Below are 15,345 nucleotides of genomic sequence, written 5' to 3'. Positions count from 1 at the left end.
TGGCGCTGGCCCGGGGGGCGGCTTTCCGGCGCGGCGGGTTGGGCCGTTGCGGGTGCTCGCGTTCATCGGCACAAGCGCGCGGGTGCGCTCGTGCGTTAGGGGGATCGCCCCCTGCGCCGATCCATTAGGGCGGCGTTTTGCGAGACCCGCGCTTGAGCGGAGGCACCGCAAGAAAGAAGCTAGCGAAGGGCGTTACTGTTTGCCCCAACGGTTGGCCGCCATGCGGCGCAATGTGGCATTGGCGGCACGCAGATCGAACTGTTCGGCGTCGAAGCCGGGACCCACCCAGCTGCGGTATTGGGCTGCCTCGTCGCCCTGCGGATCGTGGCGTAGCGCGCGCAGGAACGCTTCGTAACCTGGCGGGCCGCCGACATCCTCCGGCGGGCAGGCGCGCGCCCCCTCCACGATCTGGGCCGCGCCCCATGGCTCGCTCTCGATGGTTGCCATTGTCTCAACGAAGATGGCGTGCTCCCAGCCGTCTCCGAAGTCGTACCAATAGCGCAGCTGCGCGCCGGGTTTGAGGATCTTGTGCAGTCGCACTTTGCGGTCATCGGCCAGGGTGGGGGGATCTGCAGAGTGCGGCATGTCATCAACGTCGGGCCTCGCATACGTCGTGCCGTCCACCACGAAGCTGTACGGGTGGGCATCTTCCCAGCCAAAGGCCGCTTGCAGAATGTGGTGCAGTTTGCGCAGCGACTCGGTGCCTTCCACCTCGATGCGGCGCCAGATCGGTGGCTCGATATGCTCAAGCTGAACGTGTAGGGTAAAGCGCTGAAACGATTTCGCCATCTGGACTCCTGGGAAGGGGAAGCTAGCCGCATTATCGCCCCACGCGGCAAGCGGGGCAATGCATCGGAGGGCCGCACGTCATGGCGGCGGTGAGCGCAGCGGCCGCCAGACGCGGCAAGCGGGCGCGCGCCACCGCGACCGGATTGAGGCCGCTGTACTCCCTGACGGTGGGAAGCGTCGGGCGCGGCGGGCACGTGGTCCGGCAGGCCCGGCAAGCGCGGTCGCCTGCGCCAAGGTGGCTCGCGCTCAGCGGCCGCGCGATGCATGGGGTTAAATCGCCCCACGAGCTGACCGAGCTCACCGAGTCCGATTTTGGCCCACGACGTCCGCCACATCGCCACAGCATGCTGTTGAGTACACTGAGTAGGCGCTGTCGAAGGCCCTGCAGCGCGCAAGCCGCAGGGTTGCAGCGGTGGCGGACGAACCGAAGCTAAGCGTGCTGACATTCCGGCCATGGATGAGCGGCGCCGTCGCCAGGTACCGGGGCTCGGGCGCTGCGCACGCAGGACGATCGGGAGACGGAGCGCAGCAGGGATGGCTAATGGCCTTGCAGGCGATTCACGGGCTGAACGACGCAGCATGGAATGGCGGGAGGTGGGAGCGGGCCTGGTTTGCGCATCATGGGGCGCAGTGGCGAGTGGTTTTTTGCGCCGGCGAGGCTGCCGCCAGCGGCGCGAGAGCGGTAAGTGTGATTTGAACGCCGCATGGACAAAGGTGTCTGCGGTGTCCAGAGTGATCGCTGCGACTTCATCAAGTGGGCCCCGGAAGTTGGACGGTGAACGTCTAGCCGCCGGTTGAAATACCTCGCTCAGACGTCATCCAAGAGAGGGGAGCTGACCGGTTTTTTCGCAGCCCTGGTGTCGGGCGACTCTCGGCCCCGGTGGCCGCACAACATTCGGTAGCGCGGCGATATTCTGCCGGTGTCAGGTGGAATAGCCTCAGCTAAATCTGACCGTCGTCCGTCTCGCTCCGCGGGGCGGCGTTGCTCGTCGCAACAGTTGCGGCGACGTTGCGGCCCCCGAACCGCAAGAAGTTCGGCCTGACGCAAGGCCGGAAAGTCCTCCACGCCAACGTCGGGAGGCTCGAGTTAGCCTGCCCGCTCAGTAATGTCAGTCAGGCCGGACACGTGATGGGCTGGGCGCGCGAGCGCTTTTACCTAGGCAACGAATGGTACGACACAGGCGGCGCCCGCCGCACAAGAATCGCGGCGATCCGCAGCTCGAACCGCGGGGGGTGAGCGAGCCCCAGGCGTTGCCCGCCGCCGGCCCGAGTCGCATCGCCCATGAGGGGCTCAAGCGCCATGCCAGTTCCATCGCCGCGCCCAGTTGACGCAGCGGTTCGTCAACAAAGAAGGGGCGTCGCCGTCAGACCGAAGTGCGCGAGTTTGGCTGCGGGGCGCCCGCCGCAGCGGTAAATTGGCCCGGGGTCGCCGCCCGCAATGCGTGCCCGCGCCAACCGCAGTCAAGCGCCGGCGGCAGGGGCACGACCGAAGCACAGCGCAGCCACCCCGGGACAGTGGCATCCATGTAGGGGGACGGGGCCGGCACCGGCGGCACAGACCGCCTGGCGGATGCCCACGGACCAGGGCCTGACGGCAGAATTTCGCGCGAGCCCATCTTCGAGCTGGCAAGAGCGATCGGCAAAAACCGGCATTCGCGGACATAGGTATCTTTCACGGTCACGGAATGCTGTGCGGAAAATGCCGTGATCGCGCTGCTTGAGCCCTATTCAGCTGACCGGAATCGTCGGGCCCCCGAGCGGCGCGCAAAATCGGGAAGGAACCGCCGCTTTTCGAACGCGCGGGGCGAGCCTCCCGCGTAGGATAACGCGACCGACGCGCGGACCGACGCGCGATAAACGCGGCGTGTCGCTCCGCGCGGGGCGGCGCACTGTGCTGGTGAGCGTCGCCGGCGTCGGTCGGACGCGGCGGCCGACGCCGGGCCTGCACGAGAGCGCGCGAGCAGCGTGTACGGGGGCAGCCGGGCGAAGGGCGGGACCGGCCGGGTGGCACTCGGGCAACGCATGTCGGTCAGGCGAGTGTCGCCTGCAGCGTGGTTCGCGCTGGCCGGCAGGCAAGGCGGGCAGGATCTCGTCGCGGCGCCGCCGGCCGGTATGCCGGCAACCCCGGCAGGCTCGCCTTGGAGCGACGTCGGTCTGGCGCGGTGGTTCGCATCGCGCCGCAAAAGACGGTGGACGGCGCGGGGACGCGTTCAGCGCCCACTCGCGGCACCCCCGCGAACGGCGGCGCGCCCGCACCGGGGGCGGGTCACTGAGGGGAGCTTCGCACCGTTCGCCCCGCGCAACCGGTGGGCCGGGGCAAGGGCGGCAAGCCTGGTGAGCGCAGGCAGCCGGTTGCGGCCGGGGTTGAGCCGTCCATAACGATGCAGGACGCAGCGGCCATGGGGTGTGACACCGCTTCAATGCGCGGGGTGTTGATGGTGGCCCGGGCGCCAGCGGTGAGCGACGCGTGCGGGCCCACTGCGTGTAGGCGATGAGACAGGAACGCTGAGACGAAGAATTTCTGCATTGAGTGCAGTACGGCACGCGTACTTTCGGTATATTGGCGCGTGAGCGCGACGCGCGCCTGCAGATACGCTCAGGCGCTCAGGAAGCGGAGCGCGGTGCCACGTGTGCCAAGATGGCACGTGGCACCCGGGCAGCGTCGTGAGGATTAGGGGCAACGAAGGCTCGCAGGGAAGGTGCACCAGGCGTGCCGGCTCGTTTCGGGCTCCATGCGTTCGTCCGGGCGGGCACGGGCATGACGTTTGACGCGTCATGTGCGAAACACGGGATTTGTCCTGACCGACCGTGGCCGATGATTTTTCACGTTGCCTTGCCCCCTATTTTCCTGGTCGACTGGGCTTGTCTTTCGACAAGGGCGCGCGAAGACCAAGAGCGAGGCTTTCGCGGCAGAGCCCACCCGGCAGCGCCTCCGAGACTGTCCGTCTCGTCTCGTGCCGACTCACACACGTCATTCGCGGATCGAGTGTACCCGTCGTGCAGGCAAGCAAGGGCCGGCGCAACGGGCGAGTCGTTGCTGGCGCCCCGTTCGCCGTCGCGACTCCTAGGGGAGAACGCAAAGCATGCCTAATACTGAGCACCCGCCAGCGTCGGGGAGGTACGTTGCGCAAATCGACCTGGTCAATCGCGCACAGATTCTCGCGGCGTTCGGCCCTACGGCGTGGGCGCACATTGGCCAGGCGGTGTTTGCGCGCGTGCGCCAGCGTTTGGCCGGCGCGCAAATTGCGTGGCGAGGGACGAGCCGAATTTCGGTGGAATGGCGTCACGGTCTGACGCAGGCGAGCATCGAGGGCGCTCGCGGTCGGGCCGGGCTGCTCGAGGCGCTAGTCATGGAGCTCAGCGGCGCGCACGCCGCCGCTCGCGGTGTGCACTCGCTCGCGGCGCTCAGCGCCCGTTGGGTCGATCCTCACGGGGGCGGGGATGCGCAGGCGCACGCGCCGCGTAACGGCGAGCCGTCCTGCATGCCGACGGGCCCTGAGCTCGCGTGCCAGCGGGATATTGATCAGGCGTCGAGCGTCCACGACGCGATGCGCGAAGGAAGGGTGCGGGCCGTGTTGCAACCGATTTGCGAAGCCGGGGCCCCAGACAAGGTTTTTTACTATGAGTGTCTGGCCCGGATAAGTGCGCGTGATTCGGGCGCGTCGGTGGCGCATCAGATGCGCATCGGCAGCCTCGAGAAGCTGGGGTTGATGCGGGCCTTCGATCGCGATATGACACAGCGTGCGATCAGGCTTCTGGCGCAGGACGCGCAGCTGGTGCTGGGCGTGAATATCTCGGCGGGCAGCGCCGTGGAGGACGCGTGGTGGCACTCCACGTTCGCACAGCTCGCGGCGTCGCCGCTGGTCGCACGGCGCCTGATCGTCGAAATTACCGAAACGGCGCGTCCTATGCCGGGCCATTGCCGTCGGTTTTCGACGAAACTTCGGCAACTGGGATGCCGAGTCGGGGTCGACGACTTCGGTGCCAGCCATAGCGATGACACGCTGGCCGCGCTGGGCGGCAGTGATTTTGTGAAGATCGCCGGGCCGCTGGTCACCGGTGCTAAGCACAGCGCTCAGGGAAGGGCCGCGTTGATGGAGGTCATCGCTGCGGCGCAAAAGCACGCCCGGCTGTTCATCGTTGAGCACGTCGAGGACGAGCAGGCGTTGCTCATGGCCCGTCATATCGGGGCTCCGTTTGTGCAGGGCTTCCACGTTGGCCGGCCGCTTGAGCTGGCCACCCTGTTTCACGGGCGCTGAGTGCAGACGGTATCACCGTAAGCCCGCCAGCGTCGCCGTTAAGGGGCGAGGATCGCTGCGTCATCCGGCGCGCTGCGAACGCCGCCGGCTTGTCCGGCACTTGGCCTTCTGTGACGTCGCGCGCGCCCTGCCATGGACACGCAGGGAGCTGATTGCCTCCTTATCGCGAGGCGGTGCCGCAGCGCAGTGCGCTGGGCTAGCTGCGATATTTGCGGGCGCACGCCGACAAAGCCGTTTTATTAGTAGCACTAAGCGTGCGTCCCATGGCGGATGAGGCGCGCTAGGGAAAGGATGCGCGGGACCGGGCACGTGGCACGGTGATTTGTCCTGGGTGACAGGGTAGGGCAGCGTCGCTATCCTGGCGCACAGGGGAGAGCAAGCGTCTGCGGGCGAGCATGGTCAAGCAGAAGATCGCGGTCGCGGCTGCTTGGGCGCAACCGGCTTTCGCACGCCGGAGCGCGGCCCGGGACAGTCCTGCAACACACGTCTCTCCTGGAGTTGCATTTCCCGGCCGCGACCAGGCGCATCGCGCGGTGGTCTCGCCGCCACGGTGCGCACCGGCCATGCAGGGCGTTTTTCCCGCGGCGACGCGCGCGTCGTGGTGTCGCCCGGGCCGTGTCCCCTGTGGGGTACCCGCGCGCGTGTCGTGTCGCGTCGCGCAGGGGCGGGCCGGGGGGTAGGCGTCTGGTGAGCGCTTCGCGAGCCGAAGGCGTCGGCATCGCGGTCTCGGCGATGGCTTCGTTAGCTCACGGCAAGAGCCCCCCCGGGGCGACGCGTACAGCGCAAGCGCCACGCGCGGTGAGCGCACATTCGCCGAGGCAGCGCTGCGGCGAGCAAGCGTCGGCCGCCTCGCAGGATCGGCGCTGGCCGAAGAAAAACGGAACGCAGTGAGCGACGTCAGTGGGGCACGCACGCTGGCAGCGCCGTTCGTTAGCATACTGCGAGACGCTCTGATGTGGGGCCGGGAGCCCGCGCGCCGGATCGGGCCGCGCAGACTCCCGCCGATCGGATCGGCAGCCTGGGCTGCCCGTCGTCATTGCACGGCTGGGCGTTCACAGGCTGTTTTCTATTTTTTGAGAGTGGATAATCCTAATGCAAACGCAGCAAACGCAGCAAACGCAGCAAACGCAGCAAACGCAGCAAGCGCGGGCCTGTCGTCCCTGGCGGATTAAGCAATTAGTGCGGGCATTGGCGGGGATCGGTTGCATGGCCGCGGGCCCGGAGACGGCGCTCGCGCAGTGCGCCACGACGACGCAGACCAACGCCAATCTGGGGGCCGGGGCCTGTGTCGACGTGAGCTCTGGCAGCACCGGGGCGTGGGTGTTGAATTTTGTGGGCAATTATGTGGCCGCCGGAAATAACACCCTCACCGTCAATACGCAGAACGCCATTTTTGTCGACACGGTGACGGGCCCTAGCGATTCCATCAGTGTGACGCTCAATGGTCCGACCCTGGTGAGGTCGACGGCGGCGGGAATTGGGGGCGCGTCTCTGCTATATGCGTTTGCCCAGGATCCGGCACACACCGCCACGGTGAATGTGAACTCGAATTTCGCGGGCTCAATCGCCGGATTTGATTCGCAGGCGATCACGGCGTGGGGGGCGGGCGCGTCGGTCGCGTTTCATGGGGTCACTGCGATCACCGCGTCCGGCTACGGGACGGCGGGCGCATCCAATGGTGTTTTGAACGCCAGAAATGGGGGCACGCTGGTCTCGGACAACTCCATCACGGTGCGTGCGCTAAATGGAACGAGCCCCGAGGGGATTGTCGGCGTTGCGGTCGCGCCGCGTTCGGTGGTGGATCTCCGGGGGCACGTGGACGTCGAGGTCGCGAGCGTGAGCCGCGGGGCCGACGTGAACTTCGGGACGCTCACGGTGATGGGCACCGACGCCACCAGCCGCATCGTCGGCGGTGTGGGCATTGCGGCGGCCGCTGATGCGAGCGTGACACTTAAGGGCGTCACGGTGCAGTCGCTGAAGGGGGATGGCATCGTGCTCAGCGGTGCGGGCTCGACGCTGACCGGCACGGACCTCCTGGTGGACGCGACCGGCGGCAAGGGCCTAAACGTCAGCGCGGGGATCGCCACGCTCGGCGCCAGCAGTGCCATGGCAAAGAGTGCCATCACCACGCATGGCGCGGGTGCGCACGGTATCGAGTTGACGGGCGGGAGGGTAGACCCGGGGCAAACGCAGATCACCACCACGGGGGCGAGCGCCTATGGTTTGCACCTGCGCGCGGGGACGCTGCGCGGCCAGGCGGGCCTGTCAGTCACGACGCAGGCCGACGCGACGGCCGGCGTGATGCTCGAGCCCGACACGGCAGGGGCGGTGACGCTCACTCTGGACCCCAGCACGTCGATTACCACCCAAGGCCAACATGCCGACGCCTTCTCGGTGCGCGGTGCCGGTAGCTACACGCTCGATGGTAACGGGCTGTCGCTGGCCAATCTCAGCGTCGCGAGTGGCGCACTGCTCGAGGCGCACGACGGTGGGCGCCTGACGCTGCGAAGCGGTGCGGTATTTGCCAGTCCTGCGGGCGCGCGCCTGGCGGGCACCGGTGCGGACCCGCTGACGTGGGGCGCGAAGGCCGGCAGCGGCGGCACGATTACGTTGGCCGACGATGTATCGACGAACGGCAACGGGCTGTGGGCCACCGCCGGCGGCACCGTGCAGTTTCGCGGCACGGCGTCGGCGCCCGACGCCGTGGTAAGACTTGACGCGGCAGCGGGGGGGGCCGCCGCGGGCATGCTGGACGCCACGGCGCATCCGGGGCCGCTCACCCTCGGCTATCTGGAGGGCGGGGGCACCGTCAAGCTCGGAGCGGGCTCGCTGAACCTGGGCGGCAGTCAGCCGATGGCGGGGGCCTACACCTTTAGCGGCGCGATTAACGGCACGGGCACTCTGACGAAAAGCGGCACCAACACGCAGGTGTTATCGGGCGCGAGTGCGTGGGGATTCGGGGGCGACGTCTATCTTAACGGCGGCGTACTCGCGGTAGCCGAGGTGGGCGACACCACGCAGTTCGTCAGGACATTCCACATCAATGGTGGCTGGCTTGACCTGTCGGCGAATAACGTCCCGTTTGATGCGGGCCAACCGCAGACCGCAGCGAACTGGGGCATTACGGTGCTCGATGGTCGCGCTGGCGGGGGTGTGATCGGGGTGAACGACAACCTGGTGGTGATCGGCGGGCAGAGCGTCGCGTACCAAATTGGGAGCAGTGCCAGCCCGAAGGGGGCGGGCGTGTATGTGATCAAGCAGGGCGCCGGCACCGCGCAACTGACGGGCGAGAATCAGTACGTCGGCGCGACGCAGATTCGAGGTGGCACCCTGCAGGTGACGCGCGATGCGAATTTGGGCGACACGACAATCTCGCGCGAAATCCGATTGATGGGCGGTGAGCTGCAGATCTCGAACGCGATGCCGGGCAAACCGTGGAGCTTTGCGTCGCGCCGCATGGTGCAGCTCTACAGCGACGGCAGCGTGAGTGTTGACGATGGCGTCACGGCGAGCCTGGGCAGTGTGGTGGGGGTCAGCAGCAACGCGGCGTTTGCCAAAGCGGGAGCGGGCAGCCTGAGCCTGGGCAGCGCGACGTTCACGGGGGGGCTCGCGGTGCAGCAGGGCGCACTTACGATTGGCGGCGGGACGATCACCAACGCGACGGGCGCGCCGATCATCACGGCGGCGGACGGCACGCGCGTCACGCTGTCGAACGTGGTGGTCGCGGGCGATGGCGACCTATATTCGATCGTCGCAGGGGGGCGGGGCGTTTTCAATGCCAGTGCTTCCACGTTGAGCGGGGCGATGACCGCCGACGGAGGGGGCAAAACCACGGTGGTCGATGCGACGCTGGCCGGGGGCACCACATTCAGCGGGCGGGTAAATCAGTCCAATGGGGGCGAAGTGAATCTGACGCTGGCCGATGCGCGCACCACCTGGAATCTGACCGGCAACGCGAGCGTGAACGATCTGTCCAACCTCGGCAGCGTTGCGTTTGTGCAGCAACCGGCCGCCTCTAAGGCGGGGCCATATTATACGCTGTCGGTGAACGGCAACTACCAGGGGGGAGGCAGCGTCACGCTGAACACCTTCCTCAATACCGGGGGCGCGTCCAACAGTTTCACGGATCGGCTGGTCATCGCGGGCAACGTGAGTGGGGTGACGACCCTGCATCTGAATACGCAAGGCACCGGCGGCAACAGCAATATGCGCCTCGACAATTTGTTTCACGCCGATGAAGGCATTTCGCTGGTGCAGGTGAGCGGCAATGCGGCCATGAGTGCGTTCCAACTCGATCGCTCCTACGTCGCTGCACCGGGCAGCATTTACCAGTACCGCTTGTTCGCTTACGGGCCGGGCTCGAAGTACGGCGTGGCCGAGCCGAGCCCGTCGGCGCTGTGGGACTACCGTTTGCAGACTGCCTACGAAGACCAGAGCGGCAACATCGTGCCAGGGGTGGATCCCGATGTGCGCCCGATGGTGCTGCCGCAGGCCGGTGCTTACCTGTTGGCGCCGTTGGCGTTGCAGCGTTATGGCGCGATGATCATGGACAGCCTGCACGCGCGGCTAAGCGACATGCGCAGGCAAGCCGACGGCGCGGGGGGGGGGGCGCGTGCGGAAGGGTTCGCACGGGTGATGGCTGAGACCGGCGATTATGGCAGCAACGTGCCCTGGAAAAATTATGGGGTCGATTTCAACCAGCGCAGCGAAGCGGTGCAGTTTGGTGGCAATGTTGCGCGTTATCGGATCGGTGAGCGCGACAGCCTGCGCGTCGGGATCGCCGGCACAGTGGGCTCGAGCACGGCGACGCCTAAGGACGGGGCGGGGATGCCAAGCAAGCTGTCGTTGCAGGCACAAAGTCTGGCGCTGAGCGCCACCTGGGAAAACCGGTCAGGCTGGTATGCCGACGCGATTGTGGCGGGCCACTTCTACCGCGCGAGCGTGAATGGGCAAACGAAGAACGTGGGCACGCTCTACGGCACGGGCCTCGACGTCTCGCTCGAGGGGGGCCGGCGCGTGAGTCTGCCGAGTGGCTGGCAGGTCGAGACGAGCGCACAGGTCATGAGCCAATCGATGTTTTTGCGCGACATGACCGATAAGGACGGTGTGTCGGTCGCGCTTGGCACGAGCCACGCCTGGACGACGCTGGCGGGCGTACGCTTCTCATACCCGATCGAGGGTGTGGATTCGTCGTGGACGCCGTATGTGGGGTGGGGCCTGTCGTACACGTGGCTTGACGGGGCGACTCCGGTGCTGGCCGGGACGGCCTTTGACCTCGGTAACGTCGGCGCGGCGGTGCGTGTGGCCGTGGGGGCCAACGGGCAGGTCACGCAACGATTGGCCGTCTATGGCGAGCTCAATGCGCAGACCAATCTGGACAACTACGGTGTCTCAGCGATCGGCGCTCGGCTGGGCGTGCGCTACCGATTCTAGTGGGTGGGTACGCCCCTCTGGACAAATCGAGGGCGTAGCGCGTCGGGGGCGCACGCTCGGTGAGTTTGGCCTTTGCGCCGTCAACACTAGCGAAGAACAGCCCACAGCGCCCCCGCAGCCAGCATCAGGGCGGAAGGCGGCCGCGGCTTTCTAAGGCGCATGCGCAGGTTCAGCGATCGCACGGAGAGGGTCAGGGGGTGGGGTGGGCGGAGGATCCCATGCGCCAGGAAAAAATCCACAGGCAGCCCCAGCGCTTGCTCGCCGCGCCGATTTCGTTTACGGGCTACCGATTGGCGCCGGGCGTCAGACGCGACGCGGTGGGGCTGAGGGGTGGCGGTATGACCGTTGCCCGCTGTCCCTGCGCAGGGTCGAGGAGCTGTTGTCCGCCCGGGGTAATGATGACCCGCGAGGTGCTATGGCGCGGGGCGAGGCTGTGGGGTCTGGCCCATCGCGCGGCGTGTTCGAGCGCTGCGATCTGTCGCGCCGGGGAGGCGGCCCCACGTTGCATCGTGAGGACGCATGGCAACGAGCACGGGCGGTGGGGGGCGGTCAACGAGCACCGCGCTGCGCTGGAGGTGCGGAGGCAATGCGGTCGCGATCCGGTCGCCGCGAAGCGGCTTATACGCCGCCTGCTCAAGCGCTGGAGTCACGCGCGCGTGATCGTCACGGACAACCTGCGCAGCGACGCGGCGGTCCTCCGCGAGCTCGGGCTTAAGCGTTGCGCACCGGCAGCATAACGGTGCGCGCCACCGGGCGGAGAAGTCGCATCGGCCGGCGCGGATGCGGCAGAAGGTGATGCGCCGCTTCACGTCGGCACGCCACTAGCAGCGCTTCGCCTCGGTCCCCGCTTAGATGGCGAACCGGTTCGCGACGTGCCGCTATGAGCGCAACGCCGCGCACAAACGCGCGCTGCGTCCCCCGGCTTTGGCGACGGGGCGCAGGGCTCGCGCTGCCCCCATGACGGCGTAGGGGTGTCCTCGCTACGCCGCGTCTGCCCGGGCGCCTTGGCGCGTTGCAACGAACCCCCTGACCCTCCCCGTGCAACGCGCTGCAGATGCTCGGCAACGGGGGCGTCCGTGCCCGTATTTCGGCGGATCGCGATCACGTTCGCGGAAATACGTAAGCAGCGAAAACATTGTTGCAAAATCTGTTCAGAAACCTCATTCTTGAGGCCCTTTAAAAGCGCATTTCGGGGCCGTTATGAGGGGTCTCATTATGCCGCTCATCCCCGGCGCGATGACGCCGGTCCGTGAGACGCAGACAAACGCAGCATATCGAACATGAGAGTGAGCCGCCCTTGGCTGCCCACGGAAGTTTTGGACCGGGCGCTAGATCATCGATTCTCATTCAGCGAACAAAGCCACGCCACGGTTTGTGAGGAAATGGACAGGCACTTTTTCTCCTCGCTTGGCGGTATGGCGGTGCCGATCCGGCTGCGTGTGAATGGGGTGTGGGTGCACGCGGCGCAGAGCGCCGTCGCTGTTGACGCGGCGCCCCGCACCGGCAGCGAACTGCTTGAGCAGATGATCAGGAAAATTAGCGCAGCCTTCGTGGCCGAGGGCGTGCCGGGAAACATCGCACACGTACAGGCGTGGGCTATCGCGCGCCAGTTGGGTTGCGCGGAGTTCTTGAATGCGGACAGCTTGTTGAGCCTCCCGGATGTCAAGCAAATTGCGTATCAGCAAGCTCTGGACGTCAGCATCCGGGGCACCCAAGTTTGTCTTCACAAGACGACGACGTACAAGGCGCAGGGGCGTGACGCGCTGACGCAGGTCGTGGACCTGGGGGTGACGTTCTCGACCAAGTGCAGTTACGGGGGGTTGGGCGACACTTGGCGGCTCGAAGCACAGGTTACCCACGCTGCGGTGCGCCTGGGTGGCTCACTGGAGAGCGACGTTCTGCTCACGTCCGACGAGTTGGTCCAACGCGCGGGGATGCATTTCAAGGTGCCGAGGGCGCCGAGCGGTTTCTGGGAATGTGTTATGCAAGTACTCTCGCGGCTCGCGGGCCTGCTCGGCAAGCGGGGCGTTGAGGTGGTGGTGGGCCATGCGGAAGCTCTCGCCAGCTTGACAGCCGTCGAGCGCCCACCGCAACTCGACCTCGCTCACCTTGACGAGGATTTCGATCGTTCGGCCTTGCTCGTGTCGGTACGGCAAGACTACGGCTGGTGGAACAACGGGGTGGCTGAGTATCAAAGCATAGACGGTCATGTGTTTCGCGACAACTATCTATTGGATGAGGACTTGCAATTCGAAGCCTACATGGCAAACGGGGAGGCGAGAGCCGACCGGCAGGCCAGCCTGTTGCTAGAGAAGAGACAACTGACCGCTGGGGACGATCTTCGTGCCGGGGACCGCTTGGCGCCTGCGTCGTGTACCTATCGCTTTGCCGCCCAATATCTCACTCAGGCCGTTCTCGCTGCTCAAATGAGGGAGACGCTGCTCGAGGACCTAGAGGCCACGCTAGGAGGCGATCTGTTCCGGTACAGCATGACCAACCATCATTTCATCACGCTGGGCGGTGCCAATATATTGTCCCCGCATAAGGCGGAGTGGCTCGAGTATGCCCAGAGGTTAAGACGCCAGGAGCGGGCGCAAACGGCCGAGGGATCAGCGTCGGCGGCCGAGTTATCGGAACCAAGGCGGAGGGTTGACACGTGCGCGCCAGCGCCCCACCTAGCGGGCCTGAGTGTGGCCGAGCAGATAACGGAGGTGAAAAAACGCTTGGTCGAGGCGGTGGTCGAGCGGATTATGGAGGCGTTTCGCGGTGATTTCGTGCGTGCATGGGGCGTGCTCGCAGCGCTCGCCTACGCAGAGAAAGCGTCGCAGCACGTCGTCATTCAGGGCGACGGTGGTCCTCAGTTTTTGAACGGACACTATGAGATGCGCCAAATCTCCATCTTCATCAGCAACCCAACGCGGCCGGAGGTGCCATGTAACGCTTTTATCAAGTTTTACTCGTCCCAGACCCCGCTCTGCGAGCACGGCGAGGTGCGATTCGGCCGCACGACCATTAAAAGGGACAGGTTTAAGGTCGCGCGGATGTCGTCATTTTCGTTTTGGCGAGTGACCGATGACGATGATTACACATTGGTCAATGCCGGGTACAGCGGAAAATTTGCGCTTAACGATTCGGCAACGCCGCCGCGTAACCAGCCGCTAGCGTGACGCAAAAGGAACCGCCCGGGCTTTCGAGGAGGCCGGTTGGTTTAAGTTAACGCAGGCGCTCAAGCAGTATTTCTAAGTTGCCCGTAGTCGTTTGCCTCAGCCTCGGCTGGCGGGATATAGCCCAGCGGTTCCATCAGCCGATGACGGTTGTCCCAAGCGTTCCACTCCAGGGGTGCCAGCTCGCCTGACCGTGGCTCGAAACGACGTACAGCAGCGAAGTTGCAGCATACGTTGAACGGAGGTCGATATGGGCGAAAAAGGCGGCCCCCATCGTCCCTACACCGATGCGTTCCGGTCGGAGGCGGCAAGACTGGCAAATTTAGTGGGACACCATGAGGCGGCACGCCGTGTGGGCGTGCCGATGGTGACCCTCGGCAACTGGGCGCGCAAGCAGCGCGAAGGCGGGGCGGCCAAGCGAGCGCCGGCAGCGGCAGGCTGCCTTCGATGGCGAAGTGGCGCGCCTGCACGCGCAGAGTCGCGCGACCTACGGTCGTCCGCGGCTGCTCAAGGCGCTGGCAGCCCAGGGCATGAAGAAGAGCGCGGAGCGCGTGCGCCGCCGCCTAATACGTCACCGGTTACGGCCGGTGTACCGGCGAGCATGGCAGACAATCACGCACTCGGCGCACCGCTTGCCGCTGGCACCGAACCTGCTGGCGCGACGCTTCGATGGATGGGGGCCGAATCAGGCGTGGGTCGCGGATATCACGTACCTAGCGACGGACGAAGACTGGTTGTATCTGGCGGCCATCCTGGACTTGGGAAGCCGGCGCATCGTCGGGTGGTCGATGTCCGAGCGCATCGATGCCAAGCTCATGGGTACGGCGCTGCGCTCGGCGTACTGGCAACGTCGGCCGCCTCGGGGCTTGAGTGTGCATGGCGATCGCGGCGTGCCATACGTGAGTGGGGCGCACCGCGAGCTTGCCCAGGGGTACGGCATGCCCATGTCGATGAGCCGGCGTGCCAATGCATGGGACAATGCGCCGATGGAGAGCTTTTTTTAAAACGCTAAAAGTCGAGCCAACGTCGCGATGTCGCTACGAGACGCGAGCGCAGGCGCGATTGGAGGGGGCGGATTGGATTGAAGGTTTTTACAACCGTCAACGCATCCATTCGTCGATCGCGTACCGCACGCCGTGTGATTGCGAAACGATGCCACAAGCGGCGTGAGTTGCTGTACGTGAAAACGAGGCAAGGTCAGAGCGATTCATTACGGCAGCGGATCTGTTGATCATATTGACCACGACACATCGGCTGAACCAGCTGGGCGACGCCCTCAAACGGTTCGTCAACCCGTGCAGGCTGTTGAACATCGATGAGCTCGACTACTTGCCGATGAGACGTGAGCAAGCGAACCTGTTTCTCCCGGTAATCGCCAAACGATATGAGCGTGGCAGTCTGATCGTGCCCAGCAATCTTCCGTTCGGGCAAGGGGACCAGACATTCGTCAATGACACAACGCTCCCTGCTACGATGCTCGCCCCGCTGTTGCATCACGCCCACGGTGTAGCGATCCAGCGGGAGAGCCATCGTCTACGCTATAAGCGCCCAGCGGAATTGGTCGCGAGGAGATCGGTCACAACCAAGGAGAACGCTTCAACGGAATGCGGTCGGCACCGCAATAACACCACCCCGGTGTACTAAATCCGACGTGCCGATGCCGACAGAAGTTGTATCCATTCCTGAGTGCCGTTGACAAG

At 65.6% G+C, this 15,345-nt stretch carries 6 protein-coding genes and 1 pseudogene; 6 read left to right on the top strand and 1 reads right to left on the bottom strand.

The window, feature by feature from the left end:
• Positions 1 to 192: 192 nt before the first annotated feature.
• Entirely contained in the window at positions 193 to 789 is a 597-nt protein-coding gene (locus tag MB84_RS26415; RefSeq protein WP_052653838.1) for a plasmid pRiA4b ORF-3 family protein, read from the bottom strand.
• A 3,350-nt stretch (positions 790 to 4,139) separates the two neighbouring features.
• On the opposite strand from MB84_RS26415, the gene MB84_RS26400 reads away from it, so the two are divergent.
• From MB84_RS26400 to MB84_RS26375, 6 genes and pseudogenes are all read left to right on the top strand, one after another.
• The gene (locus tag MB84_RS26400) at positions 4,140 to 5,048 is read left to right on the top strand and encodes an EAL domain-containing protein (RefSeq protein ID WP_169835085.1); all 909 of its coding nucleotides are present in this window, start codon (positions 4,140 to 4,142) and stop codon (positions 5,046 to 5,048) included.
• A 1,092-nt stretch (positions 5,049 to 6,140) separates the two neighbouring features.
• A complete protein-coding gene (locus tag MB84_RS26395; RefSeq protein ID WP_084010130.1) occupies positions 6,141 to 10,481 on the top strand; it encodes an autotransporter domain-containing protein in 4,341 nt (1,446 codons plus the stop codon).
• 218 nt (positions 10,482 to 10,699) lie between these two features.
• The gene (locus MB84_RS31850) at positions 10,700 to 11,218 is read left to right on the top strand and encodes a DDE-type integrase/transposase/recombinase (protein WP_425415925.1); all 519 of its coding nucleotides are present in this window, start codon (positions 10,700 to 10,702) and stop codon (positions 11,216 to 11,218) included.
• Between the two features lie 549 nt (positions 11,219 to 11,767).
• Positions 11,768 to 13,648: a hypothetical protein gene (locus MB84_RS26385; protein ID WP_157123042.1), complete on the top strand. Its 1,881-nt coding sequence runs from the start codon at positions 11,768 to 11,770 to the stop codon at positions 13,646 to 13,648.
• Positions 13,649 to 13,895: 247 nt separating this feature from the next.
• A pseudogene (locus MB84_RS29465) lies at positions 13,896 to 14,815 on the top strand (IS3 family transposase).
• Positions 14,816 to 14,872: 57 nt separating this feature from the next.
• Positions 14,873 to 15,289, top strand: a complete 417-nt coding sequence (locus tag MB84_RS26375) for an ATP-binding protein (protein ID WP_342672663.1) — start codon at positions 14,873 to 14,875, stop codon at positions 15,287 to 15,289.
• Positions 15,290 to 15,345 lie beyond the last annotated feature (56 nt).

This window comes from Pandoraea oxalativorans (genome assembly GCF_000972785.3).
In the GTDB taxonomy this organism is placed as follows: Bacteria; Pseudomonadota; Gammaproteobacteria; order Burkholderiales; family Burkholderiaceae; genus Pandoraea; species Pandoraea oxalativorans.
This window is presented reverse-complemented; position numbering and strand designations above follow the sequence as displayed.